The 24867-nt window shown below is 66.1% G+C and carries 24 protein-coding genes and 4 pseudogenes; 23 read left to right on the top strand and 5 right to left on the bottom strand.

What is annotated here, in order from left to right:
• Positions 1-63 precede the first annotated feature (63 nt).
• The 10 genes from xylA to NG697_RS05185 all read left to right on the top strand — a co-directional run bounded on the left by xylA (position 64) and on the right by NG697_RS05185 (position 9993).
• Positions 64-1254, top strand: a complete 1191-nt coding sequence (gene xylA, locus NG697_RS05225; protein WP_252607909.1) for a xylose isomerase — start codon at positions 64-66, stop codon at positions 1252-1254.
• Between the two features lie 4 nt (positions 1255-1258).
• Positions 1259-2296 carry an FGGY family carbohydrate kinase gene (locus NG697_RS21535; protein ID WP_509908520.1) on the top strand — a complete coding sequence of 346 codons (1038 nt, stop codon included), beginning with the start codon at positions 1259-1261 and terminating at the stop codon, positions 2294-2296.
• A complete protein-coding gene (locus NG697_RS21530) occupies positions 2212-2865 on the top strand; it encodes an FGGY-family carbohydrate kinase (protein WP_509908555.1) in 654 nt (217 codons plus the stop codon). Before NG697_RS21535 ends, NG697_RS21530 begins: the two co-directional genes overlap by 85 nt.
• Positions 2866-2950: 85 nt before the next feature.
• The gene (locus NG697_RS05215; protein WP_252598717.1) at positions 2951-3313 is read left to right on the top strand and encodes an SgcJ/EcaC family oxidoreductase; all 363 of its coding nucleotides are present in this window, start codon (positions 2951-2953) and stop codon (positions 3311-3313) included.
• 210 nt (positions 3314-3523) lie between these two features.
• Positions 3524-5026 carry a fumarylacetoacetate hydrolase family protein gene (locus NG697_RS05210; protein WP_252607907.1) on the top strand — a complete coding sequence of 501 codons (1503 nt, stop codon included), beginning with the start codon at positions 3524-3526 and terminating at the stop codon, positions 5024-5026.
• On the top strand, positions 5023-5703 hold the full coding sequence (locus tag NG697_RS05205; RefSeq protein WP_252607906.1) for a GntR family transcriptional regulator: 681 nt from the start codon (positions 5023-5025) through the stop codon (positions 5701-5703). The genes NG697_RS05210 and NG697_RS05205 overlap by 4 nt, the downstream gene beginning before the upstream one ends.
• Before the next feature lie 59 nt (positions 5704-5762).
• Positions 5763-7277 carry a 5-carboxymethyl-2-hydroxymuconate semialdehyde dehydrogenase gene (hpaE, locus tag NG697_RS05200; RefSeq protein WP_252613728.1) on the top strand — a complete coding sequence of 505 codons (1515 nt, stop codon included), beginning with the start codon at positions 5763-5765 and terminating at the stop codon, positions 7275-7277.
• Positions 7278-7310: 33 nt separating this feature from the next.
• Positions 7311-8396, top strand: coding sequence for a 3,4-dihydroxyphenylacetate 2,3-dioxygenase (hpaD, locus tag NG697_RS05195; RefSeq protein WP_252598713.1), 1086 nt, complete (start codon positions 7311-7313; stop codon positions 8394-8396).
• Between the two features lie 2 nt (positions 8397-8398).
• Positions 8399-9184, top strand: coding sequence for a 2-oxo-hept-4-ene-1,7-dioate hydratase (gene hpaH / locus NG697_RS05190; protein ID WP_252598712.1), 786 nt, complete (start codon positions 8399-8401; stop codon positions 9182-9184).
• Entirely contained in the window at positions 9169-9993 is an 825-nt protein-coding gene (locus NG697_RS05185) for an aldolase/citrate lyase family protein (protein WP_252598711.1), read from the top strand. The genes hpaH and NG697_RS05185 overlap by 16 nt, the downstream gene beginning before the upstream one ends.
• Positions 9994-10015: 22 nt before the next feature.
• Here the strand turns inward: NG697_RS05185 and NG697_RS05180 are convergent.
• A pseudogene (locus NG697_RS05180) lies at positions 10016-10258 on the bottom strand (dihydrofolate reductase family protein); the annotation flags it as partial.
• A gap of 7 nt (positions 10259-10265) precedes the next feature.
• On the opposite strand from NG697_RS05180, the gene NG697_RS05175 reads away from it, so the two are divergent.
• The 5 genes and pseudogenes from NG697_RS05175 (at position 10266) to NG697_RS05155 (ending at position 13461) form a co-directional block, all read left to right on the top strand.
• A complete protein-coding gene (locus NG697_RS05175) occupies positions 10266-10463 on the top strand; it encodes a hypothetical protein (RefSeq protein WP_252607904.1) in 198 nt (65 codons plus the stop codon).
• A 105-nt stretch (positions 10464-10568) separates the two neighbouring features.
• A pseudogene (gene ligD / locus NG697_RS05170) lies at positions 10569-11811 on the top strand (non-homologous end-joining DNA ligase).
• A gap of 107 nt (positions 11812-11918) precedes the next feature.
• On the top strand, positions 11919-12137 hold the full coding sequence (locus NG697_RS05165) for a three-helix bundle dimerization domain-containing protein (protein ID WP_252598706.1): 219 nt from the start codon (positions 11919-11921) through the stop codon (positions 12135-12137).
• A gap of 335 nt (positions 12138-12472) precedes the next feature.
• Positions 12473-12814 (top strand): cation:proton antiporter domain-containing protein, encoded by a 342-nt coding sequence (locus NG697_RS05160; RefSeq protein ID WP_252613727.1) that lies wholly within the window; start codon positions 12473-12475, stop codon positions 12812-12814.
• Positions 12772-13461 carry a cation:proton antiporter domain-containing protein gene (locus tag NG697_RS05155; RefSeq protein ID WP_252613726.1) on the top strand — a complete coding sequence of 230 codons (690 nt, stop codon included), beginning with the start codon at positions 12772-12774 and terminating at the stop codon, positions 13459-13461. Before NG697_RS05160 ends, NG697_RS05155 begins: the two co-directional genes overlap by 43 nt.
• A gap of 201 nt (positions 13462-13662) precedes the next feature.
• Here NG697_RS05155 and NG697_RS05150 read toward each other — a convergent pair whose 3' ends face one another.
• From NG697_RS05150 to NG697_RS05140, 4 genes and pseudogenes are all read right to left on the bottom strand, one after another.
• On the bottom strand, positions 13663-14061 hold the full coding sequence (locus tag NG697_RS05150) for a DUF202 domain-containing protein (protein ID WP_374209900.1): 399 nt from the start codon (positions 14059-14061) through the stop codon (positions 13663-13665).
• Positions 14041-14259, bottom strand: a pseudogene (locus tag NG697_RS05145) (YidH family protein); the annotation flags it as partial. The gene NG697_RS05150 and the pseudogene NG697_RS05145, both read right to left, overlap by 21 nt.
• A gap of 118 nt (positions 14260-14377) precedes the next feature.
• Positions 14378-14758: a carboxypeptidase-like regulatory domain-containing protein gene (locus tag NG697_RS21325; RefSeq protein WP_374209893.1), complete on the bottom strand. Its 381-nt coding sequence runs from the start codon at positions 14756-14758 to the stop codon at positions 14378-14380.
• A 5-nt stretch (positions 14759-14763) separates the two neighbouring features.
• The gene (locus NG697_RS05140; protein WP_445260444.1) at positions 14764-15837 is read right to left on the bottom strand and encodes a DNA polymerase IV; all 1074 of its coding nucleotides are present in this window, start codon (positions 15835-15837) and stop codon (positions 14764-14766) included.
• 502 nt (positions 15838-16339) lie between these two features.
• On the opposite strand from NG697_RS05140, the gene bioB reads away from it, so the two are divergent.
• The 8 genes and pseudogenes from bioB to NG697_RS05105 all read left to right on the top strand — a co-directional run bounded on the left by bioB (position 16340) and on the right by NG697_RS05105 (position 24840).
• Positions 16340-17365 carry a biotin synthase BioB gene (gene bioB / locus NG697_RS05135; protein WP_252598705.1) on the top strand — a complete coding sequence of 342 codons (1026 nt, stop codon included), beginning with the start codon at positions 16340-16342 and terminating at the stop codon, positions 17363-17365.
• Positions 17362-17625 (top strand): biotin synthase auxiliary protein BsaP, encoded by a 264-nt coding sequence (gene bsaP / locus NG697_RS21495; protein ID WP_445260443.1) that lies wholly within the window; start codon positions 17362-17364, stop codon positions 17623-17625. Before bioB ends, bsaP begins: the two co-directional genes overlap by 4 nt.
• Complete coding sequence (locus NG697_RS05130) at positions 17622-18995, top strand: adenosylmethionine--8-amino-7-oxononanoate transaminase (RefSeq protein ID WP_252611985.1); 1374 nt, start codon at positions 17622-17624, stop codon at positions 18993-18995. The genes bsaP and NG697_RS05130 overlap by 4 nt, the downstream gene beginning before the upstream one ends.
• 8 nt (positions 18996-19003) lie before the next feature.
• Positions 19004-20191 (top strand): aminotransferase class I/II-fold pyridoxal phosphate-dependent enzyme, encoded by a 1188-nt coding sequence (locus NG697_RS05125; protein WP_374209899.1) that lies wholly within the window; start codon positions 19004-19006, stop codon positions 20189-20191.
• A complete protein-coding gene (gene bioD, locus NG697_RS05120; RefSeq protein WP_252598702.1) occupies positions 20188-20865 on the top strand; it encodes a dethiobiotin synthase in 678 nt (225 codons plus the stop codon). Before NG697_RS05125 ends, bioD begins: the two co-directional genes overlap by 4 nt.
• A 65-nt stretch (positions 20866-20930) precedes the next feature.
• Complete coding sequence (locus NG697_RS05115; protein WP_252598701.1) at positions 20931-22148, top strand: cytochrome P450; 1218 nt, start codon at positions 20931-20933, stop codon at positions 22146-22148.
• A 511-nt stretch (positions 22149-22659) separates the two neighbouring features.
• A pseudogene (locus NG697_RS05110) lies at positions 22660-23957 on the top strand (DUF5129 domain-containing protein).
• Between the two features lie 370 nt (positions 23958-24327).
• Positions 24328-24840 carry a universal stress protein gene (locus NG697_RS05105; RefSeq protein ID WP_252598699.1) on the top strand — a complete coding sequence of 171 codons (513 nt, stop codon included), beginning with the start codon at positions 24328-24330 and terminating at the stop codon, positions 24838-24840.
• The last annotated feature ends 27 nt before the right edge of the window (positions 24841-24867 follow it).

The raw sequence follows: 24867 nt of genomic DNA, 5'->3' as shown, positions 1-24867 counted from the left end.
TGCTGCGACTCATCAAAGGGACGCGGTACGCACTCCTCTTCATACCTACTAACGGAGCATTCAATGACGATTCAGCCCACCCGCGAAGACAAGTTTTCCTTCGGCCTTTGGACGGTCGGCTGGGAGGCCCAGGACCAGTTCGGTTCTGCCACCCGTCCGCCCCTGGACACCGTCGAAACCGTCAACAAGCTGAGTGATCTGGGTGCCTACGGCATCACCTTCCACGACAACGATCTCTTTCCCTTTGGCTGCTCGGCAGCTGATCGCCAGCGTGAGATCGACCGGCTGACCGGTGCGCTCAAGTCCACGGGGATGATCGTTCCCATGGTCACCACGAATCTGTTCAGCCACCCGGTTTTCAAGGACGGCGGCTTCACCAGCAATGACCGGGGCGTGCGCCGCTTCGCCTTGCGCAAAGTGCTGGACAACATCGACCTCGCAGCTGAACTCGGCGCCGAAACGTTCGTGATGTGGGGCGGCCGTGAGGGCAGCGAGTACGACGCCGCCAAGGACATCCGCGGCGCCCTGGAGCGTTACCGCGAGGCCGTGAATCTGCTCGGCGACTACGTCACGGACAAGGGCTACAACATCCGCTTCGCCATCGAACCGAAGCCGAACGAACCCCGCGGCGACATCCTGCTCCCCACCCTGGGACACGCCCTTGCGTTCATCGAGACCCTGGAACGTCCGGAACTTGTGGGCGTTAACCCCGAGACCGGCCACGAGCAGATGGCCGGTCTCAACTTCACCCACGGGATTGCCCAGGCCCTTTACCAGGGCAAGCTGTTCCACATCGACCTCAACGGCCAGCGCAGCATCAAGTTCGACCAGGACCTGGTGTTCGGCCACGGCGACCTGCAGAACGCGTTCTCCCTGGTGGACCTGCTCGAAAACGGCGGCCCCGACGGCGGACCGGCCTACAGCGGCCCCCGCCACTTCGACTACAAGCCCGGCCGCACCGAGGACATCGACGGCGTGTGGGACTCCGCCGCCGCGAACATGCAGACCTACCTGCTGCTGAAGGAACGCGCGAAGGCCTTCCGTGCCGACCCCGAAGTGCAGGAAGCGCTGTTGGCTTCCCGCGTTGCCCAAATCAATGAGCCCACCCTCAACCCCGGTGAAGGCTACGAGCAGCTGCGATCGGACGGCGCTTCCTACGAGGATTTCGACGCCGATGCCTACTTTGGCGGCAAGGGCTTCGGATTCGTGCGGCTGCAGCAGCTCTTCATCGAGCACCTTCTCGGAGCGCGCTGATACTGTGGCGGCTGCTTCGTTGAACCTCGTTGCCGGGGTTGACTCCTCCACCCAAAGTTGCAAGGTTGCGGTCCTGGACGCTCAAAGCGGTGTCCTGGTCCGCGAGGGCCGGGCGAGCCACCCGGACGGGACGGAAGTCCATCCTGACCATTGGTGGCGGGCCCTGGCCGAAGCCATCGAGGACGCCGGCGGGCTGGCGGACGTGGACGCGTTGTCCGTCGCGGGCCAGCAGCACGGCATGGTGCTGCTGGACCGCGACGGCAACGTGGTGCGGCCCGCGCTCCTGTGGAATGACACGCGCTCCGCGGCAGCTGCAGCGGCACTGATCGATGAGGTAGGGGCCGGGGAGTTCGCGCGGCGTACCGGGCTGGTACCGGTGGCATCCTTCACGGTCACCAAGGTCCGCTGGGTCAGGGACAACGAGCCCGAATCCGCTGCCAGGGTGGCAGCCGTCGCCCTCCCCCATGACTGGCTGAGCTGGCGCCTGCGGGGATACGGTCCGGCCGGGGCCAGCCCGCTGGGCCCGGACCTGGAGGCGCTCACCACGGACCGCTCGGATGCCAGCGGGACCGGCTACTGGAGCCCCGCTTCCGGCAGCTATGACGTGGAGCTATTCCGGCTGGCCTTCGGCAGGGACGCACGCGAAGCCCGTCAAGAGCCGGAAGCGGCTGGACCTGCACCTGTTTCGGCTGCCCCCGCGGCCGGGGGCGCTGTCATCCTGCCGCGCGTGCTGGCTGCCGGCGAAGCCGCCGGCCGTGTTCATCCACTCTGTTTTGCGGGGAGCAACGCCGGCGCTCGCCCTCGTACGGATGCTGGCCCAAGTGGTGGCGGCGGGCGGGCTGAAATCCTGCTCGGCGCCGGCGCCGGGGATAACGCAGCCGCGGCCCTGGGTCTGGGCGCCAAGCCCGGGGATGTGGTGGTCTCCGTCGGCACCAGCGGAACAGTCTTCGCCGTCGCATCCGAGGTTGGTTACGATCCCAGCGGAACAGTTGCCGGCTTTGCAGACGCGGGCGGCGACTATCTGCCCATCGCCGTACGCTGAACGCCGCCAGGGTGCTGAGCTCCATGGCCACGCTGCTGGACGTCGGTTTTGATGAACTCTCCAGGCTGGCATTGGACGCTGCGCCCGGGGCAGATGGTGTGGTGCTCGTGCCGTATTTTGAGGGCGAACGCACCCCCAACCTGCCGCACGCCAAGGCCAGCCTGCATGGTCTCAGCATCGCGTCCGCCACCCGAAGCAACATTGCCCGGGCGGCCATCGAAGGGATGCTGTGCGGATTGTCCGGCGGCCTGGCAGCCTTGCTGGCTTTGGGCTACCCGGCGCGGCGGCTGCTGCTGATCGGCGGAGCCGTGCAGAACCCGGCGGTACAGAAGATCGCGTCACCGGTGTTTGACCTGCCGGTGGTGGTGCCAAGCCCCGACGAATACGTGGCCCGCGGCGCCGCAGCACAGGCCGCCTGGGCACTCACGGGAGCCCGTCCCGACTGGCCGGTGGCACTTGTCGCGGCGCCGGCGTCGGACTTCCAGCCCGTCATCGGCCAGCAGTACGCGCGGGCCTGTGGGCATATTGATGAGGACAGCCGCGCCGCAGTGCCTTCGACCTCCAGCTAGCCGACTTCCAGTCAGCACCGAGGTAGGTCGCTAAGGCTCTCCTGAAAGGATGAATCCCCAAAGAGCCCTGAAAGTGCCCTATCCAATGCCCAGTAACCCGCGTGGGATCGCTGAGGAGTTCGGTGCTGCCTGGAACGCGGCGGATCCGGAGGCCTTGGCGGCCCTCTTTGTAGACGACGCCGACTTCGTTAACGTTGTCGGTCTTTGGTGGACGAACCGGCGTCAGATCCGTGAGAACCATGCCATTGGGTTCCGGCGCATGTTCCCGGACACCGTGATGGTGCTGGAGCGCGTCAGGGTCCGCTTCCTCGGGACTGATGTGGCCGTGGTTCACGCCCGGTGGACCATGACCGGGCAGATTGACCCCGACGGGGACCGAACAGGAACAAGGCGCGGAGTCATCAGCTTCACGGCGCCCGCCAATCGAAAGGTCGGTGGCTGGCCATGAGCGCGCAAAACACCGATATCGTCCCTGGGATGCAACCCCACGTTTCCACGGACGAAGGACTGACGCCGGAAACGTGCTCGGGGACACTCTCCAAGCCCGCACGGTAAACGCCGACCGGCAAAGCCTTTGCTCGGACACACGCATTGACGCAGTACGAGTTATATGGAATATTGCTTCGTATACGATTTCATACTCGATGAGGAGTAATTCTTGGAACAGGTCACCGACCATACCCTGGCCGCGGCCCGCAAGGTCATCGCGGTGCACATCAATTACCCCAGCCGGGCAGCCCAGCGTGGCCGCACGCCGGAGCAGCCCTCCTACTTCCTGAAGCCGCCGTCCTCCCTAACGTTCGGTTCGGCAGAAGCCCCTTCCGCTGTAGAGCGTCCGTCCGGCTGCGAACTCCTCGGCTTCGAGGGCGAGGTCGCCCTGATCATCGGCAAGCCCGCCCGCCGGGTCGGCGTGGAGGACGCCTGGAGCCATGTCGAGTGGGTGACCGCCAGCAACGACCTCGGCGTCTACGATCTCCGCTACGCGGACAAGGGCTCCAACCTCCGGTCCAAGGGCGGCGACGGCTTCACGCCGATCGGCCCCGAGTTGATCCCCGCGGACGCCGTGGACCCCGCCGGTCTCCGCATCCGTACCTGGCACAACGGCGACCTCGTCCAGGACGACACGACCGCGGACCTGCTTTTTCCATTCGCCCGCCTCGTCGCCGACCTGTCCCAGCTGTCGACGCTAGAGGAGGGCGACATCATCCTGACCGGCACCCCCGCCGGCGCCTCGGTGGCCAAGCCGGGCGACGTCGTCGAGGTTGAAGTCAGCACCGTTGAAGCCAGCGCATCCACCAGTCTCTCCACGGGGCGTCTGGTCACCCGGGTGGAGGAAGGCACGACGGCGTTCGCTGACTTTGGTGCGCAGCCCAAGGCAGATGACGGGCAGCGGGAGGAGGCGTACGGTTCGCGGGCAGCGGCGGGCCTTGCACCCGTGGAGGCTGCCGCCGTCGGGCATGTTCTGACCCCTGAGCTGAAAGCGAAGCTGGAAAGCGTCTGCACCGCCACCCTGTCCTCGCAGCTGCGCAAGCGCGGCCTGAACAATGTCAGCATCGACGGACTCACCTCCACCCGCCCGGAGAAGCGGATCGTGGGCCTGGCCCGGACCCTGCGGTATGTGCCCAATCGCGAGGACCTGTTCAAGTCACATGGCGGCGGTTTCAACGCCCAGAAGCAGGCCATCGACTCCGTCAACGAGGGTGAAATTCTGGTGATGGAAGCCCGAGGGGAAAAGGGCACCGGCACGATCGGTGACATCCTGGCACTGCGGGCCCAGGTCCGGGGTGCTGCGGCGATCATCACCGACGGCGGGGTCCGGGACTTCGCCGCGGTGGCCGCGATGGACATGCCCACCTACTACGCCAACCCGCACCCCGCCGTCCTGGGGCGCCGGCACATCCCGTGGGACACGGACATCACCATCGCCTGCGGCGGCACCACCGTGCAGCCCGGGGACATCATCGTGGCCGACGCCGACGGCATCCTGGTGATCCCGCCGGCCCTCGCCGATGAGCTCGCGGACGAGTCCATCATCCAAGAGCGCGAGGAAACCTTCATCGCGGAAATGGTGGCACAGGGCCACAGCGTGGACGGCCTCTACCCGCTGAACGCCACCTGGCGGATGAAGTACGAGGCATGGGAAGCAGGCAAAGCCCAATGACTGAGACGTTGATGGCGACAGGCAGCAAATCAGAGCAGGCCTACGCGGCCGTCAAGGCACGGATCGTGGACGGTACCTACTCCCCCGGCTACCGGCTGGTCCTGGCCGCCATCGCCAAGGATCTGGGAGTCAGCGTGGTCCCGGTCCGTGAAGCGATCCGCCGCCTCGAGGCCGAAGGTCTGGTGACATTTGAGCGGAACGTCGGCGCTAGGGTATCCGGGATCGACCCCACCGAGTACCTCTACACGATGCAGACCCTGAGCATCGTCGAGGGCGCAGCCACCGCGTTGTCGGCGCCGCTGATTGGCCCGGCGGATATTGCACGTGCCCGGGCGGTGAACGAGGACATGCGCGAATGCCTCCAGCATTTCGACCCCGTCCGCTTCACGGCGCTGAACCAGGACTTCCACAGCATCCTCTTTGAGCAGTGCCCCAACCCGCACATCCTGGACCTGGTCCACCGGGGCTGGAACCGGCTCGCCTCGCTCCGGTCTTCGACGTTCCGGTTCGTTCCGGGCCGTGCCCACGAATCGGTGGACGAGCACGAGGCGCTGCTCCGGCTCATCGAGGGCGGAGCCGGCGCGGAAGAGATTGAGAAGTCCGCCCGCCGGCACCGCTCCGCCACCTTGGACGCGTACCTCGCCCAAAGCAACGCGGGGTCACTAAACGCCCGATAAACGGCCCCGCATGGGCAAGAAGTGACCCCGCGTTGCATTAGAAGCAAAGGAAAACAACAATGACGTTCACCGCCGAACAGTCCACGAAACACTACGTGCCGCAGGACCTCCCCACACACATCCAGCACTACATCAATGGCCAGTTCGTTGACTCCGTGGGCGGGAAGACCTTCGACGTCCTGGACCCGGTCTCCAACCAGAACTACGCCACCGCTGCGGCCGGCCAGAAGGAGGACATCGACCTCGCCGTCGCCGCCGCCCGCGAAGCATTCACCACCGGGCCCTGGCCGAAGATGAAGCCGCGCGAACGCGCCCGGCTCCTGAACAAAATCGCGGACGCCGTCGAGGCCCAGGAGGAGCGCCTCGCCGAACTCGAAACGTTCGACACCGGCCTGCCGATCACCCAGGCCAAGGGCCAGGCGCTGCGCGCGGCCGAGAACTTCCGGTTCTTCGCGGACCTGATCGTGGCCCAGTTTGACGACGCCATGAAGGTCCCCGGTGCCCAGATCAACTACGTGAACCGCAAGCCGATCGGCGTCGCCGGCCTCATCACCCCGTGGAACACGCCGTTCATGCTGGAGTCCTGGAAACTCGCCCCCGCGCTGGCCACCGGGAACACAGTGGTCCTCAAACCCGCCGAGTTCACGCCCCTGTCCGCGTCGCTCTGGGCGCAGATCTTCAAGGACGCCGGGCTCCCGGACGGTGTGTTCAACCTGGTCAACGGCCTCGGCGAGGAAGCCGGCGACGCCCTCGTCAAGCACCCGGACGTCCCGCTGATCTCGTTCACCGGCGAGACCACCACGGGCCAGACGATCTTCCGGAACGCCGCCGCCAACCTCAAGGGCCTCTCGATGGAACTCGGCGGCAAATCCCCCTGTGTGGTGTTTGCCGACGCCGACCTGGATGCCGCGATCGATTCCGCCCTGTTCGGGGTCTTCTCCCTCAACGGCGAACGCTGCACCGCCGGTTCCCGCATCCTCGTGGAACGCGCCATCTACGACGAGTTCTGCGAAAAGTACGCCGCCCGCGCCAAAAACATTGTGGTCGGGGACCCGCACGATCCCAAGACCGAAGTGGGTGCCCTGGTCCACCCGGAGCACTATGCGAAGGTGGCCTCCTACGTGGAGATCGGCAAGACCGAAGGCCGGCTCCTCGCCGGAGGCGGCCGCCCCGACCACCTCCCCGAAGGCAACTACATCGCACCCACCGTGTTCGCCGACGTCGCCCCCGACGCGCGGATCTTCCAGGAGGAAATCTTCGGTCCCGTCGTCGCGATCACCCCGTTCGAGAACGACGACGAAGCACTCGCCCTGGCGAACAACACCCGCTACGGTCTCGCGGCCTACATCTGGACCCAGAACCTGACCCGCGCCCACAACTTCTCGCAGAACGTCGAGGCCGGCATGGTCTGGCTGAACAGCCACAACGTCCGCGACCTCCGCACCCCGTTCGGCGGCGTTAAAGCCTCGGGCCTGGGCCACGAGGGCGGCTACCGCTCCATCGATTTCTACACCGATCAGCAGGCCGTGCACATCAGCCTCGGCACCGTTCACACACCCAAATTCGGCGCCTGAGCCGCCAAGCCCTTTCAAAGAAGAGAGAATCCCATGACCGACTTTGTCCGCACCCCCACCGTCCCGGCTCCGGACATCGTCCGCTGCGCCTACATGGAGATCGTGGTCACCGACCTTGCCAGGTCCCGCGCGTTCTACGTGGACGTCCTGGGCCTGCACGTGACCGAGGAAGATGAGAACAACATCTACCTGCGCTCCCTGGAGGAGTTCATCCACCACAACCTCGTGCTCCGCAAGGGACCCATCGCCGCCGTCGCCGCTTTTGCCTACCGGGTGAAGTCCCCCGACGAAGTGGACGCCGCAGAGGCCTATTACCAGGAACTGGGCTGCCGCACCGAACGCCGCAAGGAGGGCTTCACGAAAGGTGTGGGTGACTCTGTCCGCGTGGAGGACCCGCTGGGATTCCCCTACGAGTTCTTCTACGACGTGGAACACGTCGAACGCCTCACCCAGCGCTACGACCTCTACTCCGCCGGCGAACTGGTCCGCCTGGACCACTTCAACCAGGTCACCCCCGACGTGCCCCGCGGCCGCAAGTACCTTGAGGACCTCGGCTTCCGCGTCTCCGAGGACATCCAGGACTCCGACGGCGTCACGTACGCGGTCTGGATGCACCGCAAGCAGACCGTGCACGACACCGCCCTGACCGGCGGCAACGGCCCGCGCATGCACCACATCGCGTTCGCCACCCACGAAAAGCACAACATCATCCAGATCTGCGACAAGATGGGCGCCCTGCGCATCAGCGACCGGATCGAACGCGGCCCCGGCCGGCACGGCGTGTCCAACGCCTTCTACCTCTACATCCTGGATCCCGACGGACACCGCATCGAGATCTACACCCAGGACTACTACACCGGCGACCCCGACAACCCCGTCGTCACCTGGGACGTCCACGACAACCAGCGCCGCGACTGGTGGGGCAACCCCGTGGTCCCGTCCTGGTACACCGAGGCCTCCCTGGTCCTGGACCTCGACGGTAAGCCGCAGCCCGTCGTCGTGCGTGAGGAAAAGAGCGAAATGGCGGTCACCGTGGGTGCCGACGGCTTCTCCTACACCCGCAAAGACGGGGCCCCCGAAGGGGACCGGACAGGCTTCAAGCTGGGGGCGCAGCTGTAGCCATGCTGGACGCGAAGACGATTGAGGCCATCGCCGACGAACTCCTGGCGGCCGCCCGGACCCGCACCCCGGTCCCCCGCCTCACCGCCCGCTACCCGGAGATGACGGTGGAGGACTCCTATGCCGTGCAGCAGCTGTGGCGGCGGCGCAACGAGGACGCCGGCCGCAAGCTGGTGGGCCGCAAGATCGGCCTCACCTCCAAGGCCATGCAGTCCGCCACCGGCATCACCGAGCCGGACTACGGCGCCATCTTCGATGACATGGTGCTCGGAACCGGCTGCTCGGTGGAGTGGGACCAGTACACCCATCCCCGGGTGGAAGTTGAACTGGCATTTGTGCTGAAGAAGGACCTGTCCGGACCCGGCTGCACCATCTTCGACGTCCTGGACGCCACGGACTACGTGGTTCCGGCACTGGAAATCCTGGACTCCCGGATCGAAATGGAGGGCCGGACCATCGTGGACACCATCGCAGACAACGCCGCGATGGGCGCCATGGTGATCGGCGGCAACCCCGTAAAACCCGACGCCGTGGACCTCCGCTGGGTCTCGGCCATCCTCTACAAAAACCAGACCGTGGAGGAAACCGGTGTTGCCGCCGGCGTCCTGGACCACCCCGCCAACGGCGTGCACTGGCTCGCCAACAAGATCGCCGCCCACGGCGACGGAATGAAAGCCGGGGACATCATCCTCGCCGGCTCCTTCACCCGCCCGCTGTGGGTGTACAAAGGCGACACCGTCCACGCCGACTACGGACCCTTGGGAGCCATCACATGCCGCTTCGAGTAGAACCCGGAAATCCTGTCTACGCGAACACCTTCCGCGACGCCCTCGCCGCGGCGGACCGCCCCCTGGCAGGAATGTGGGTCTGCTCCGGCAGCCCGCTGATCGCAGAACTCTGCGCCGGATCCGGCCTGGACTGGCTCCTCATCGACGCCGAACACAGCCCCAACGGCCTCGAATCCATCCTCGCCCAGCTCCAGGCCGTCAACGGCTACCCGGTCCAGGTCCTGGTCCGGCCCCCGGTCAACGACACCGTGCTGATCAAGCAGTACCTGGATCTGGGAGTGCAGAACCTGCTGATTCCCATGGTGAACTCGGTGCAGGAGGCGGAAGCAGCGGTGGCCGCCACCCGCTACCCGCCGCACGGCGTCCGCGGCGTGGGATCCGCCCTCGCCCGGGCCTCGCGCTGGAACCGTGTCCCGGACTACCTCACCCGGGCGTCAGAGACCGTCAGCGTCACCGTCCAGATCGAATCGACAGCGGCCGTCGAAGCCGTCGAGGATATCCTGGCCGTGGACGGCGTGGACGGCATCTTCCTGGGACCGTCCGACCTCGCGGCTTCGATGGGCGTGCTGGGACACCAGGAACACCCCAAGGTGCGCGCCGCCGTCGAACACTGCCTTGCCGCCGCAAAAGCGGCCGGGAAACCTGCCGGGGTGAACGCGTTCAACCCCGATACTGCCCGCAGCTACCTGGCGGCCGGCGCCGCCTTTGTCCTGGTGGGCGCCGACGTCGCTATCCTCGCCCGCGGCTCCGAGGCGCTGGCCGCCGCTTTCACTAAGGCCTCCGACGGCGAAACCCCCGCCAGCTACTGACGCGGGAACTCCACGGATTGGCTCAGGTGGGACCGCTGCCCGGCGGGCCGCTGAGGACGGTGGGGATGTACTCGAGCAGCTGGAGCCGACCGTCGAAGGTCCTTCTATTTACCATCTCGAGCGAGATGTCCGGATAGCCGTCGTAGATCCGTTCCTTGCCGGTGCTGCCTGTAATCACCGGGAAGACGACCAATCGGAACCTGTCCACGAGGCCAGCGGTCAGCAGCGACCGGCAGAGACTGAGGCTGCCCAGGGTGCTCGCCGGCGTGGCCATGATCCAGAGCACCGCCGTTCCGGCCTTGCTCGGGATTATGGGGATCGTCGTCGGCGCAGTGCTGGCACTGTGCTCGCTGGAATTCGTGGGATCGTTCGAACCGCATGGCTGGAAGCTGGCCGCGACGCTGACGCCAGTGACCTACGTGGTGTGGTCACTCTGGCTGGTGGCGGTCGGCGTAGTCCTGCTGCTCTGAACTGCAGGCACGGAGTGTCGGGCTCCCCTCCGGCCATCCCTCGTGGTGCAGCTGTTCCCTCCAGCAGGTCTGGCTGGGGCCTCCAATCGTTGCTAGCGTGGCGGCATGAGCCCGTCGAAGACCCCGGCCGAGATCCTCGACATTGGCGGCGCCGAGGTGCGCATCTCGAGTCCGGACAAGGTGGTTTTCCCCGAGCCCGGGCTGACTAAGCTCGACCTGGTGCGCTATTACCTCGCCGTCGCGGATGGTGCGCTGCGCGGTGCGGGTGGCCGGCCCATGGTGCTCAAGCGCTTCCCGAAGGGCATCTACGCTGAGCCGTTTTTCCAAAAGCGCGTGCCCGAAAACCACCCCGACTTCATCGACACAACGACGCTGCACTACGCGTCGGGGACGTCGGCTGAGGAGGCCGTCATCCGGGATGCTGCGGGCCTGGCGTGGGTGGTGAATCTTGGCTGCCTGGACCTTAACCCGCATCCCGTGCGCGCTGAGGACCTTGAGCACCCGGACGAGCTCCGGGTGGACCTCGATCCGATGCCGGGGGTCGGCTGGTCCCAGATCGTTGATGTCGCATATGTCGCGCGGGAGGTGCTCGACGACGTGGGGCTGGTGGGGTGGCCGAAGACGAGCGGATCGCGCGGACTGCATATCCTGGTGCGGATCGCGCCGCAGTGGCAGTACCGCGAGGTGCGGCTCGCCGCCGAGACCCTCGCCCGCGAGGTCGAAAACCGCGCTCCCGGCCTCGCTACCGCGCGGTGGTGGAAGGAAGAGCGCGGCGAAAGTGTGTTCGTCGACTTCAACCAGCGCAAAGGACCGCACCGTGGCATCGGCGTACTCGATCCGACCGTTGCCCGATGCCCGGGTTTCGACGCCGCTCACCTGGGATGAGGTCCGCTCCATCCGGCCCGAACAGTTCACGGTCCGCACGGTGCCCGGGCGCTTCGCCGACGTGGGTGACCCCCACGCAGGCATCGATGACGCGGTGGGCACACTCGATGGACTTCTGGCACTGGCGGCCGAGCTCGGCCCCGCCGAGAAGCCGTCGCGCAGCGGAGACGGCTCCGGCCGCCGGCAGTCGCTGATGCCGCTCATCGAGGTTGCCCGCACCAGGACCAAGCCCGAGGCCCTCGCGGCACTCGATGAGTGGAAGTCCCGGCACGTGGACCTCGTCCCGGCCCTGCACCCCGCCGATGTGCTCGTCGACGGAATGCGCGGATCAAGCTCGCTCTGGTACCGGGTGCGGGTGAACCTGCAGCACGTCCCCGAACCGGAGCGTCCGCCACAGGAGGAGCTCATCGCCGGCTACGACCCGTGGGCCGGCAAGCAGTGGCCCGGGCGCCCGGGATCCTGACACCGCAACGGAAACCGGACGTGCGCGCGTCGAGCGGGTCTTCAGCGCTTCCCCCATCCCAGCAAAATGTGATAGACGCCACAAGTCTTCGGCATCAAACTAGTTGGATGGAAGATACGGAGAAGCACGACACCATCGCCAAAGTCAGCGACCTCCTCGCCGCACGCTATCCCGACGCACCCCGGCCGCTGGTTGTCCGGGTCGTCACAGAGGAGTACGAAACACTGGATGCCGGCCGGATCCGGACCTACATCCCGACCCTTGTCGAACACGGCGCCAGGAACAAACTCCACCGCCAGTTCTCCCGGCGGAACAGGGAAACCTGACGTCCCGCCGAACCTCGTCCTCAGCTGGTCAGGGTCGCGCCATCTCACTCGCAGGTCCCTTGGGGCGTCGATGCCCTCGAAGGAGCCATCACCCAACCTGCCTTGCGTTCCTTGCCCGGTTGGTACCTGATCGCCTCCGCTGACCGGATGATCCCACCGGTCGCGCAACATGCCATGGCGGGACGAGCCGGTTCAACCGTGTCCGAAGTCGCGGCAAGCCACTCGGTTTATATCTCATGGGGGTGGCCAGCCGGGTGGACCCGCGGGCTAACGCTTTCGCCCACCGCGATCGTCAGTACGACTTCCTGATCGTGTCCCAGTGGGAGGTGGCTGTTATGGCGCCATCCCCAACAGTGGCGGTAGCTTTGGATTACTTTTCCTTCGAAGCAGCCGAGCTACCGGAGGTACCGCCGATGGATGGCTTGTCGACGTCAATGGTTCTGATCGCCTTGCTGGCTATCGCGGCGCCCCTTGCGGCCCGTTTCCTTGATCGGGTGGTCAAGGTGCCGATCGTGGTCTTCGAAATTGTCCTCGGAATCATGCTCGGCCCCAGCCTGTTGGGATGGATCCAACCCGCCCAGTTCACGGATACGCTCGCCGATTTCGGGCTGGCCATGCTCTTCTTCGTTGGCAGTTGGGCCCGGCAACAGCTATACCCCTCGGGTTTGTTCTCCTGACCGGCCTGGCGATTTATCTCGCGTCGCGCGCACGGCACTCACTGCTCCATTCCCAGGTCACCAGGACCCTCCACACCAGCGGCCAGTTCGCCCTCCGGTCCATCATCTTTATCCTCACTGTGCTCGTTGTACTCAGCATGGTCCTGGGACTCGACATGCTGTTGGGTGCATTCGCCGCCGGAGTCCTCTGGAAAGTCGCCATCGCGCGCGCTCCCGAGCAAGACCGGAAAGTCATTGAGGGGAAAATCGACGCCATCGCTTTCGGATTCCTGGTGCCGCTCTTCTTCATCGACACAGGCATAGACTTCGACCTACGCGCGCTAACCGCCAGCCCCGCAGCTCTCGCACTGGTCCCCCTGTTCCTGCTCCTCCTGCTCATCATCCGAGGTCTGCCGTCGCTTCTCGCTGCTCCCCCAAAGTCCAGCCATGCCGACAAGCGGGCCATCATCCTGTTTGGTGCAACAGGATTGCCGATTGTCGTGGCGGTGACAGGCATTGGCCGGGACGAGGGGCTGATCTCAGGCGGAATCGCCTCCGCCCTCGTTGGAGCGGGAATGCTATCGGTGCTCCTGTTTCCGCTGCTCGCAGTCCGCCAGCATCAACGCAGACCATCGGAGACGTCGGCCCGGCAGAAGGAAAGCCCCTAGGAGACCGGACGAGGCGGGAATCGCGGCTCAGCGTGCACGCGGCCAGCCGGTGTTGGTCTCCGCCAGGTAGGCGCGGCCGTGCCGCCGTGGGCGGCGTCAGTGCCACAGTGGAAATGCCGGACGACGGCGGCAGCCGCCACCGAGCGGATCTCACCAGAGTTGTCGGCCGAGAGCGCGGGACGAGAACCCGGATGCTGGACGCTAGCCCGTGAACAGGATGATCAGGCCCAGGATCCCCATCAGCAGAGCGGAGCCGCTGGACCAGAAGACGGCAGCCACGTCTGAGTGAAACTGTTCCGCCGCGATGCCCCTGACGCGCGCGGAATAGCGGCCGCGCTGTGTGGCGTAAAAGCTGACCGCGATGGTGCCCGCCACCGCGATGAGAATCAGAATCCAGAAACGGTAGTGAGGCAGCCAGCGCAGGAAAACCAGCGCGGCGGCAAAAAGAGCCATCGCGGTCCGGCCCCAGCAGAGCACCGTGCGCTCGGGTTGGAGCCCGGGGTCCTGGTGCGTGGGAGCAGCTCGAGCTCCCGGCATTAGTTCAGTGCGATCAGGATGATCACCACAGCTGCAGTGACCGGCGCCGGCACTGATCAGCATCCCGATAGCTACCAGGAGTAGGGCCAGCGCTTTGCGCAAGGGTTCGGGGAATGCCTCAATCGCGAAGGCTTCCAGCGCCAGCCCGCCGGCGAGAAAGGCCAGGGCGGTGCGGACCCAAGCCAGGAAGGTTCGCTCGTTGGCCAGGGTGAACCGCGGGTCCGGCTCTACGCCGCCGGGCAGCACTCTTCGGGCCACCAGCCGCGTCCTTGATCCGGCTCGGTCATCGTTCTCCTTACGGTGCGGGGTTTCCCCATTCGTATGCCGCCGGAATAGCTTGGTTCGGTGCCGACATCTGCCGGCCCTGCGCGGACCAGGCTTAGCGAATCCCGCTGTCAACAACCAGCGTGATGTGAACGGGCCTGTCCGAGATGACCACAAGCTCGGTAGCCGTCGAAGCGTAGCCGCCGACTTTGGTCGCCCTGATTACATAACGTCCGTCAGGCAGCGTCAGATGGAAGGCACCGGTGCTATCGGTTTGTGTTGAGCCCCGGACGGCGTCCCCGTCCAAAGCCACAACCGCGGCCCCTGATACTGGGCGCGGTGGACACTCCTGACCAACACGTTCGACGGGACAGACCGGGGCGGTCAGGACCACACCGGCAACGTCCCCGGAATGCCCCGTGACCGGACCGCTTGGACTGGTGCACCCGCACAACCACAGGACGGCGGCCAATAAAACCCAGACGGAACACTTCATCTCACTCACCAACCGCCCCGCGTAGGCGTATGTCCCTTTCGGGCATCGTCGGGCATGGCCATTTCGGCCCGCAGGCCTAGGAGTCGGATCGGACGGCCCGCTTCGATTCCTGCTGCGAGGCCCAAAGCCCTCGCGAGAATTTCCTCCCGGTCGAATGTCTCGGGAATCTTCCTCCCGTGGTTCTTGGTCACGAACGGCGCGTACCGAACCTTCAGAGTCAGCCCAACCACGGGCCGTCCTTCAGCCACAACATCCTCAAGGACACGCGCTGTCAGCTCCCTCACGGCGTCGTCCACCTGGGCGGGCTCGGTCAGGTCCCGCTGGAAGGTGGTCTCCCGGCTATGCCCGCGGGCAACCCACGGCGTATCGTCCACAACGCTGGCGCCGTCCCCGCGTCCGAGCTCCGCGTACCAAGGACCCATCCTGGGGCCAAACTCCGGAACCAGGTTCTGGGGGTCGGACGCGGCGAGCTCGGCCACTGTATTGATGCCGAGCTTGGCCAGCCGGCCCGACACCTTGATTCCGACACCCCACAGGTCCTTGGTGGGCCGACTGCCCATAACGTCGAGCCAGTTCCCGGCAGTGAGGCGGAAAACGCCGGCCGGCTTGCCGAATCCGGTGGCGACCTTGGCTCGGACCAACGTGTCGCCGATGCCCACGCTGCAATGCAGCTGCGTTCGCTCCAGGACAGCCGCCTGCACCTGCCGGGCGTAGGCTTCCGGATTCTCTGTCTCAGTGCCCATAAAGGCTTCATCCCAACCCAGCACCTGCAGGGTGGCGCCGGGCTGCGCGCGCAGCGTAGCCATCACCGTTTCAGACGCCGCGAGGTAAGCCTCCTGATCGACGGGCAGGATCACAGCGTCGGGCACTTTCCGGGCCGCAATGCGTAAGGGCATCCCGGAACCCACACCGAACGCCCTGGCTTCGTAGGATGCGGTCGATACCACCGCTCGTTCCGTGGGGTCCCCCCGACCGCCGACAATTATCGGCTTCCCCGCAAGCTCCGGCCGCCGGAGCACTTCGACCGCCGCGATGAACTGGTCGAGATCGACATGCAGCACCCACCGGATTCCGCTCACGCCACCAGTCTGCCCTAAACATCCCTGGCCAGCATCCGCTCTCCCCCGAGCCTGGCTGCTGAGCCTGCGGCCTCCTGACCTTCATTGAATTCCAGCGCCGCCGAACACCATCACAGGGGCGGAGCGATGCTCTAGTGGTGTGTCTCAGTTTTGCTTGACGGCTTGGAGTGCAACTCGTCCGCGCGCGACTTTTTCGAGAATGGATTCCGCTGTCGCCGTCCACACCAAGGGAACGGAACTATCCCCCCGCTGGCGGAGCACTGTCACGATGTCAGCCGGTCAGCGATGCTACGGCCCAGCCTGGACAGATCTGCCACCATCACCACATTGCCCGGCTGCAGGTAGTCAAGACATTCCGTCCAGCGTCCCGTCGCTTGGGTATTGGTCCTTCTAATTTCAGCTTCACCACTTTGTCGAAACCCAACAAAATCTCGCTTGTAACTGGGAACTAGCGTTTGTTCCGAGGCAATATCCGCAGCTATGCACCCCCAAAGGACTATCGATGACGATGCAGCCAGAGCTCCAGGCCAACCCCGGCCCAATCCTCGAGACCGCCCGGAACCAGGTTCTGGAGCAGGGCATCGGCCTCTCCGAAAGCCAGCTTCTGGAAATCCTCAGGCTACCGGACCGGGATCTGCCCGCCGCCCTGCAGCTGGCCCACGAGGTCCGGCTGCGGCACTGCGGTGAGGACGTGGAGGTGGAAGGCATCATCTCGATCAAGACGGGCGGTTGCCCCGAGGACTGCCACTTCTGCAGCCAGTCCGGCCTCTTCGACTCCCCCGTCCGTGGCGTCTGGCTCGACATTCCCGAACTCGTCAAGGCCGCGAAGGAAACCGCTGCAACGGGAGCCACCGAGTTCTGCATCGTCGCCGCCGTCCGCGGCCCCGACATCAAGCTGATGAACCAGATCAAGTTCGCGATCGACCGGATCAACGAAGCCGTGGACATCAACATTGCCTGCTCCCTGGGTATGCTCACCCAGCGCCAGGTGGACCAGCTCGCCAGCTGGGGCGTCCACCGCTACAACCACAACCTCGAAACTGCCCGCAGCTACTTCCCGGAGGTCGTCACCACCCACAGCTACGAGGAGCGCCTGGACACCTGCAACATGGTTAAAGACGCCGGCATGGAACTGTGCTGCGGCGCCCTGATCGGCATGGGCGAGAGCCTGGAGCAGCGCGCGGAACTCGCCGCCCAGCTCGCGGCCCTCGAACCCCACGAAGTCCCGCTGAACTTCCTCAACCCCCGCCCTGGAACCCCGCTGGAAAACCAGGGCATCATGGACGGCAAGGACGCCCTCCGCGCGATCGCCGCGTTCCGCCTTGCGATGCCCCGCACCGTGCTGCGCTACGCCGGCGGACGGGAGCTGACCCTCGGCGACCTCGGAACCAAGGCAGGCCTCATGGGCGGCATCAACGCCGTCATCGTCGGCAACTACTTGACCACCCTGGGCCGCCCGGCAGACGCCGACCTGAACCTGCTCGTCGAGCTGAACATGCCCATCAAGGAACTCCAGAAGACACTATGATCCCCCACCGCTCCCCAGGCTCGACAGGCTCAACCACCGGCGATGCAGCAACCGCAACCACGGCTGAGTTCTGCGGGCACTGCGGTGAACCGTCCGACGTCGGCGCCGGCCCGGCGTCGGACGTTCACCACCGTTGCGGCGAACGGCTCGCAATGGAGCCGCCGCGGTACTGCGCCGCCTGCCGGCGCCGCATGAAAGTCCAGGTGACTCCGTTGGGCTGGACCGCCGAATGCTCCCGCCACGGAATGCTCGCACCATGAGTGGCGAGACACCGCCGGGCCTGATCCAGCGGGACCGCGCCAGGCTTTGGCACCCCTACGCGCCGGCGTCCCCGGATCTTCCGCTGTGGGAGGTCGAGGCGGCCGACGGCGTGCGGCTGCGGCTTCGGGCCGAGGACGGCGCACGCCACGAGGTGGTTGATGCGATGTCCTCGTGGTGGTCGGTGATCCACGGCTACCGCAACCCTGTGCTGGACGCCGCCGCGCGGCGGCAGCTGGAGAGTTTCAGCCATGTGATGTTCGGCGGACTCACGCACGCCCCGGCGGTGGAACTGGCCGAGCAGCTGGTGGACATGGCCCCGTCCGCGCCCGGCCGGCCGGGCTTGGAGCGGGTATTCCTTGCGGACTCGGGTTCGGTCGCAGTGGAGGTTGCACTGAAGCTGGCGGTGCAGTTCCAGACCGCGTCCGGGCACCCGCTGAGGCAGCGGTTCCTGAGCATCCACGGCGGGTACCACGGCGATACGTTCGCGGCGATGGGTGTCTGTGATCCCGTGGACGGGATGCACTCCGCGTTCCCGGGCCTGCTGGCCGGCAACGTGTTCGCGCCCCGTCCCCCGGCAGCCGCCTCCGCGACCCCGGAAACCGTGCGTGCGTGGGCGTCCGAACTCGGGGACATCGCGGCGGCGCATTCCGGGGAGCTGGCCGCGATCATCGTCGAACCGGTCCTGCAGGGTGCCGGCGGCATGCACGCGTACCCGGCCGAATGCCTGACAGTACTGCGGCACGTGGCGGACCGGCATGGCCTGCTGCTCATCTTCGATGAGATCGCCACCGGTTTTGGCCGCACCGGCGAGCTGTTCGCGGCCGATCATGCCGGCGTCGTGCCGGACATCATGTGCGTGGGCAAGGCACTGACCGGCGGCTACCTGACCCTCGCCGCCATGGTCTGCACCGCGGAGATTGCGTCGACTGTGTCCCGCGGCCAGGCCGGTGCGCTGCTGCACGGCCCCACCTTCATGGGCAACCCGCTGGCATGTGCGGTTGCCAACGCCAGCCTCGGCATCATCGGCGACGGCGGCTGGCGGGCCGACGTCGCCCGGATCGGCGCCGGCCTCGAAACAGGGCTCGCTCCCGCCCTGGACCTTGAGGCGGTCCGGGATGTCCGCACCATCGGCGCCGTCGGAGTCATCGAGCTGCACGACGCCGTCGACGTAGCCGCGGTCACCGCCGCGGCCATCCGGCACGGGGTCTGGGTCCGGCCGTTCCGGAACCTCGTCTACACCATGCCCCCGTACATCAGCACCGCAGCGGACATTGAACAGATCACGGCGGGCATGACGGCCGCCGTCGCCGAAGTACACGGACGCGTCGTACATGAGCGCGTCCCGGCACGGGCGGGAGGTGCGGCATGAGCCGCTCCATGATCCAGTGGCTCGAGCGGCAGGCCGCGGTCCGGGACCGCCGGGGCCTGGTCCGCCGCCCGCTCCCCCGTGCCGCGGACGAACAGTTCATCGACCTGGCCAGCAACGACTATCTGGGCCTCGCGGCGGACCCTCGGGTTGCCGAGGCCGCTGCGGCGGCCGCGTCGCTGTGGGGCGCGGGCGCCACGTCCTCGCGCCTGGTGGGCGGAACCACCCGGCTGCATCTGGACCTCGAGGAGGAACTGGCCCTGCTGGCGGGGATGGAAATGGCGTTGGTGTTCTCCTCCGGCTACCTGGCAAACATCGGTGTGATCACGGCGCTCGGTGGCCCCGGAACCCTGATCATTGCGGACGAACACTGCCACGCCTCCATGATCGACGGTTTCCGGCTCAGCCGCTCCCGCACCGAATCGTTCACCCACAACAGCGTGGAGGACGCCGGCCGCCTGCTTGCCGGCCGGTCGGAGCCGCGGGCGCTGATCGCCGTCGAATCCCTCTACAGCGTCCTCGGCGACGAAGCCCCGCTCGCTGCCCTGCTGGCCCTGGCCGAGGACCACGACGCCGTGCTGCTCATCGATGAGGCCCACAGCCTCGGAGTCATCGGCACCGGTGACTTCCAGGGCCGCGGCGCGGTGGCCGGAACCTTCCTTGCCGGGCACCCGAATGTGGTCGTGACCGCGACGCTGTCCAAGGCCCTGGGCAGCCAGGGCGGAGCGGTCCTGGGATCCGCCCTGCTGCGGGAACACCTGCTCAACCGGGCACGCAGCTTCATCTTCGACACCGGGCTGGCGCCGGCCTCCGCCGCCGCAGCCCTCGCGGCGGTGCGGATCATCCGGGATGAGCCCTGGCGGGCGGAATCCGTGCGAAGCAACGCTGCAGCCCTGGCCGCCGGGCTTGGCCCTGCCCTTGCAGCCCGCGGCGCCGTCGTCGAGCAGACAGCGGCCGACCGGGCCGCCGTCGAGCAAACGGCGGGGGCCGTCCAGTCCATCGCCATGCCGTCCGCCGCATCAGCCCTGGCAGCTGCCGAGGCGGCGCGGACTGCCGGTGTCCGGATCGGATGCTTCCGCCCACCGTCCGTTCCGGACGGAATCTCCCGGCTGCGGCTCACCGCCCGTGCCACCCTGACGCACGAGGAAATCGAAGACAGCTGCGCAGTGCTGCGCAGCATTTTGGAGGAACTTCCATGAACCTGCCCGGCATCATCCTCGTAACCGGAACGGACACCGGCGTCGGCAAGACCATCACGACGGCGGCCCTGGCCGCCGTCCTCCACGGAACGGGGCGCAGCGTCGCGGTTTACAAACCGTGCCAGTCAGGAGCAGCCGACGGCGATTCCGACGCTGCCGAGATTGTCCGGCTCGCCGGCGCCGTGACAGCAGAAACCGGAGTTGTCCTGCAGGAGCCGCTGGCGCCCGTCGCCGCTGCCGCCGTCGACGGAACGCCGCTCCCAACGCTGGCTGCGCACGCCAAGAAGGTCCGCGAGCTCGCCGCGTCCCACGATCACGTCCTGGTGGAGGGCGCAGGCGGCCTGCTGGTGGAGTTGGATTCCGACGGCGGCACCCTGGCGGAGCTTGGATCCCTCCTGGCGGCCGCATTTGTGCTGGTCGCCCGGCCGGGGCTCGGTACCCTGAACCACACCGCCCTGACCCTCGAAGCGCTGGACGCGCGGGACCTGCAGGTCCTTGGGGTGGTGCTCGGAAGCTGGCCCGGAAAACCCGACTTCGTACACCACAGCAACCGGCAGGTGCTCGATTCGTTGCGGGCGCCCTTGCTCGGCGCCCTTCCCGAGCAGGCCTCGGAACTGCCCCCGGCTGCTTTCCGCGCCGGTGCGGCTGCATGGCTGAACGGCCTGCCCGCATGAATCCGGCGATGATGACCGCCAGAACCGAGAAGCCGCGGGTGGGAGGTCCGGGACAGACGGAGACCATGCGTCAGACGGAAGGCTCCGACGGGGCCCGCTGCCCGTACCTCGTGGTGCGCGACCCGGACGCGGTCCGCGAAGTGCTGCACCGGCCTGCCGACTTCAGCCCCGCGAATGCCCTGGTCGCCGTGACGCCACTGGAAGGGCCCGCCCTGCGCGTGCTGCAGCGCGTCCGCTTTGCGTTGCCTCCCGTGCTGGCCAGCAACGACACGGACACACACGCCGGGATCCGCAAGGTCGTGGCGGGCTTTTTCACCCCTGCCACGGTCGCCGCCATGGAGCCGCGGATCCGGGAGCTGGCCCAGGAAGCGGCACGAAACGCCGCGGACCAGCTCGGCTTCTCCGGAAGCGTGGACCTCGTGCAGGCGGTGGCTGCTTTTCCCCCGGCAGTCGTCATGCTCGAACTCCTCGGGCTGCCCGTTCGGGATCTTGCGGACCTCAAGCGGTGGGGCCGTGAGTCCATGGAGCTGTTCTGGGGCTGGCCGGACCAAGACCGGCAACTCGAACTGGCCCACAGCGCCGCAGATTTCTACGTCTGGCTGCGGAAGCTCGTCGCGGAATCCAGGGCGGCCCCCGGACGGAACCTGTTCAAATCCTTGGCAGAGCACGGCCTGTCGACGACTGAAATCTGCTCGCTGGGCTACTTCCTGCTGATCGCCGGACAGGAAACAACCACCCAACTGATCAGCACCACGCTGTTCCGGCTCCTGGAAGGGTCCGCGCCCGTGGGCTGGAAGGACGCGGCATCCGACGCCGGTTCCAGGGCCATGGTCCGGCACGTGCTGGCCACCGAATCATCCGTCCCCACGTGGCGCCGGGTGGCAGCCCACGATACGAACCTCGGTGACGCCCGAATTCCTTCAGGCACCGAAATCCTCCTCGAACTCAGCGGCAACCAAATCACGTCACCGGCCGCACTCGCGAGCCAGTCCATGCCTGCGGAGACGGCCCACCGCGGTCAATCCACCAGCCATGGCATTGTTTTTGGCTCCGGCATCCACCGCTGCCTCGGCGCCAAGCTCGCCGAACTGGAGGCCGCCCTAGTTGTCCAGGAGACTGCCACTGCACTGACGGACGTGCAGCTGCAGGACCACCAGCCTGATTGGATCAGACTCCTGTCCTTCCAAGCACCCCGGACCGTCACGGTGGCGAACGGTCCACGTAGCTTTGGCGTCATTCGTAAGATATTCCTGCCCCGTGCTGCTTCTAGACGGCGCTGTTGATGCCACGGGTGATGCTGGTTTCCCGGCGGAAGGAGTCCCTCGAGTCCGTAGAGTCCAGGAGTGTGGTCTACGCGTCGGTCCGGTGGAACAGGCGGAGGTGACTTCCGTCGGTTATTAGGGTATGCGGTTGGCGGCCACCCGACGTTGTCCAGGGCGAGGGCCCGGGACAATTCAGGTGGTCGGGCGACGCTCTTGGCTGGTGCCTCATCTGCCCATTCCATAGAGCATGCGCACGTCAAGTTTTTGAGACAGTTTCGTCGTTGTATTTCGGTTACGCGGCCAAGGATTCCTGATCGAGGTGCGAGAAATTCTCGGCGACTGCGTTATCCCAGCATTACCCGGCTAGTAGCCCGGGATGCAGTGGATTGGCCGGTAACGATACAGCTGTTTCCGGAGGTCAGTTTCCGGAGTTGCAGAGCGTGGCGATCTCGTCGGGGAGACATGTCAGGCAGCTGAACATACCCTCAGGCATTCCGTCTTCCAGGGCCCCATCCCTCGCGCAGATGCCGCTATGGCGGCCTCAACCGGCACGGTTCGCGGCCGCGGCGACGCGAGCTTCAGCGACAGCGGTGCTCAAATCATGGCGGTGGGCGTTAACGGAGCCTGCGCGGAACACCCGGACTGGATCAGTCCCGACGGGCAGAAGTGGGCCAACGGGCTCTTCATCTTTGCGCTCGATCCTGTCGGCCGGCATGTGAGCACCTATATGGGCGAGGACCGCAAGGTCTCGCTGGAATAAAGGGATGACATCCAAAATGCCGCAAAGGACCTCCTGCGGGACGCCCAATGGACGGACGGAACCATCGCCGGAGTCCGGCGCGGTGCCGAACTGATCAACCAGCCCTGGTACCGGTCCACGGCATTCCAGGTCGCTGCGTGGGTGACCGGCGCCTTGGCCGCCCTGGGCATTGCGGCATGGCTAACGGTGGGTGCGGTGACAAGGGCGGGCAGCCGGAAGGACTTGGCGCGCGGAGACCGGAGCTATGCCAGTGTGAGCACGGACCTGGATGTCACGGAACTGAATGCCCGCACCATCCCCCAGTCCTCTTCCTATGGCAGCAGTGTTGTGGAAATCACCGCAATTTCCTCAACCGGTACAACGCCACCACCGGGCTCTCGAACCGGGTCCAGGCCCTGACACCGAAGGCGTTGGGCCGCCGGTCGAACCTCAAGCTGGTGCGGGAGTACGCAGATGCGGCGGCGGAACTGGACGCCCTGGACGACGTCATTGCCGACAGCAACGCGTTGCTCAACAAGCTCACTGCCTGGCCCACAGCTTGGGACCGGCAGCTGGCGCCCTTCCGCAGCGATCTGGCGGGCGTGGAGCAACTGCTCAGCAAACGTCACGGGCAACGTGACTCCGCCACCGCCGCGGCCCTCAGGTCCTTCCGTGACGCGAGCCTGCCCGAGATCGAGCGCTGGACCGCAGAACTCGCGGACGGCACGATCACACCGGAAACTGCCTTGGACGGGTTGCGCGACGCCAGGAGCCATCTTTCAGTTCTCCTGAAGAACCACGCAGAAACCGTGATCGAGGGTCTTACCAAGACCGACCGCGAAGCAAAGCTCATGCGCACGGAGATGGAGAACGCGCAGGAAGGCACGGACCGCCACCGTAAGCAGACTTACGAACCCAGCATCCTCGGCCCCGTCTACCCGTCCTACTATTTCTTCTCTGTTCCTGCCTCCAACTCTGGCCTGAACACCGGCGTGGGCAGCGTCAGCTCTGCCAGGGGCGCCGGCGGAACCACGGGCTATGGCAGCAGCGGCGGAAGCTTCTCCGGTTCAGGCAGTTCCTCAAGTTTGTAGCTCCAGTCGTGGCCCACTATGAATGACTACGAAAACGAAATCAGCCCACAGCGGTAGAAGGAGGAGCCCAGGGTGATGTCATGCCCGACTCATCCGGTCTCTGGATAGCAGCTCAAGGCTCTTGCTCCCGCGAATTTGTCGATAAGGCGAGTGGTTACACGGTTTGGACGGACCCGTGGACACTGCTTTAGCCCATGCGGCTACTTCGGTGATTGGACCTAAATAGCATCGGATTCCCGGACAGACCCGAGAAACATCCGTAGGCAGTTCCGTTCGCCTGCGGGTGCGCATATGCTCGGCACACAGCTACCGCTAATGGGAGCTGCAGACTAGGAACAACCAGGGGATTCACCTTCGAAGGAGAATGATCATGGATGCGGAAGCCAAGGTTCTTGTCGGTGTGGACGGTTCGGAATCGTCCATCCAGGCCCTCCGTCTGGGGGCACAGCTGGCTCCGGCCCTGAACGCCACCATTGTCGCTATTGCCTGTTGGGATTTTCCGGAGATTTACGCCGGATATGTTCCACCCGATTTCGCCCGGTTTGAAGCGGCTGCGGCGAAGACTCTTGCGGACGCCTTGGAAAAGGCGTTCGGTGAGGAGACTCCGGAAAGACTGACCTCGCAACTGGTCCGCGGACCGGCTGCGGCGAAGCTCGTGGAAGTGGCGGCCGGCGCTTCATTGCTGGTGGTTGGACGCCGGGGCCATGGGGGCTTCCTTGGCATGCACCTCGGCTCCGTGAGCACTGCGTGTGTTGCCCACGCGGACTGCCCCGTCTTGGTGCTGCATACCGAAAGCAGCCACCGCTCCCATCATCTATGGAAGGGCTCCAAGGCGAAAGGGCAGACCCCTGGAAAAGCCGGGATTCCGCCTCTCAAGCCGTAAGACACGGCTTCTCACAGGAACCGGGTC

Source organism: Pseudarthrobacter raffinosi (assembly GCF_023913835.1).
Lineage (GTDB): Bacteria > Actinomycetota > Actinomycetes > Actinomycetales > Micrococcaceae > Arthrobacter > Arthrobacter raffinosi.
The sequence above is the reverse complement of the archived record's forward strand: the minus strand, read 5'-3'. Positions and strand labels throughout refer to the sequence as shown.

Coding starts and splice junctions, on each gene's coding strand:
- bioD (WP_252598702.1), top strand. CDS start 20,188: ATGAACCTGCCCGGCATCATCCTCGTAACCGGAACGGACACCGGCGTC.
- NG697_RS05125 (WP_374209899.1), top strand. CDS start 19,004: ATGATCCAGTGGCTCGAGCGGCAGGCCGCGGTCCGGGACCGCCGGGGC.
- NG697_RS21325 (WP_374209893.1), bottom strand. CDS start 14,758: ATGAAGTGTTCCGTCTGGGTTTTATTGGCCGCCGTCCTGTGGTTGTGC.
- xylA (WP_252607909.1), top strand. CDS start 64: ATGACGATTCAGCCCACCCGCGAAGACAAGTTTTCCTTCGGCCTTTGG.
- NG697_RS05160 (WP_252613727.1), top strand. CDS start 12,473: ATGGCGCCATCCCCAACAGTGGCGGTAGCTTTGGATTACTTTTCCTTC.
- NG697_RS05215 (WP_252598717.1), top strand. CDS start 2,951: ATGCCCAGTAACCCGCGTGGGATCGCTGAGGAGTTCGGTGCTGCCTGG.
- NG697_RS05150 (WP_374209900.1), bottom strand. CDS start 14,061: ATGCTGATCAGTGCCGGCGCCGGTCACTGCAGCTGTGGTGATCATCCT.
- hpaE (WP_252613728.1), top strand. CDS start 5,763: ATGACGTTCACCGCCGAACAGTCCACGAAACACTACGTGCCGCAGGAC.
- NG697_RS05165 (WP_252598706.1), top strand. CDS start 11,919: ATGGAAGATACGGAGAAGCACGACACCATCGCCAAAGTCAGCGACCTC.
- bsaP (WP_445260443.1), top strand. CDS start 17,362: ATGATCCCCCACCGCTCCCCAGGCTCGACAGGCTCAACCACCGGCGAT.
- hpaH (WP_252598712.1), top strand. CDS start 8,399: ATGCTGGACGCGAAGACGATTGAGGCCATCGCCGACGAACTCCTGGCG.
- NG697_RS05175 (WP_252607904.1), top strand. CDS start 10,266: ATGATCCAGAGCACCGCCGTTCCGGCCTTGCTCGGGATTATGGGGATC.
- NG697_RS05115 (WP_252598701.1), top strand. CDS start 20,931: ATGCGTCAGACGGAAGGCTCCGACGGGGCCCGCTGCCCGTACCTCGTG.
- hpaD (WP_252598713.1), top strand. CDS start 7,311: ATGACCGACTTTGTCCGCACCCCCACCGTCCCGGCTCCGGACATCGTC.
- bioB (WP_252598705.1), top strand. CDS start 16,340: ATGACGATGCAGCCAGAGCTCCAGGCCAACCCCGGCCCAATCCTCGAG.
- NG697_RS05205 (WP_252607906.1), top strand. CDS start 5,023: ATGACTGAGACGTTGATGGCGACAGGCAGCAAATCAGAGCAGGCCTAC.
- NG697_RS05185 (WP_252598711.1), top strand. CDS start 9,169: ATGCCGCTTCGAGTAGAACCCGGAAATCCTGTCTACGCGAACACCTTC.
- NG697_RS05105 (WP_252598699.1), top strand. CDS start 24,328: ATGGATGCGGAAGCCAAGGTTCTTGTCGGTGTGGACGGTTCGGAATCG.
- NG697_RS05130 (WP_252611985.1), top strand. CDS start 17,622: ATGAGTGGCGAGACACCGCCGGGCCTGATCCAGCGGGACCGCGCCAGG.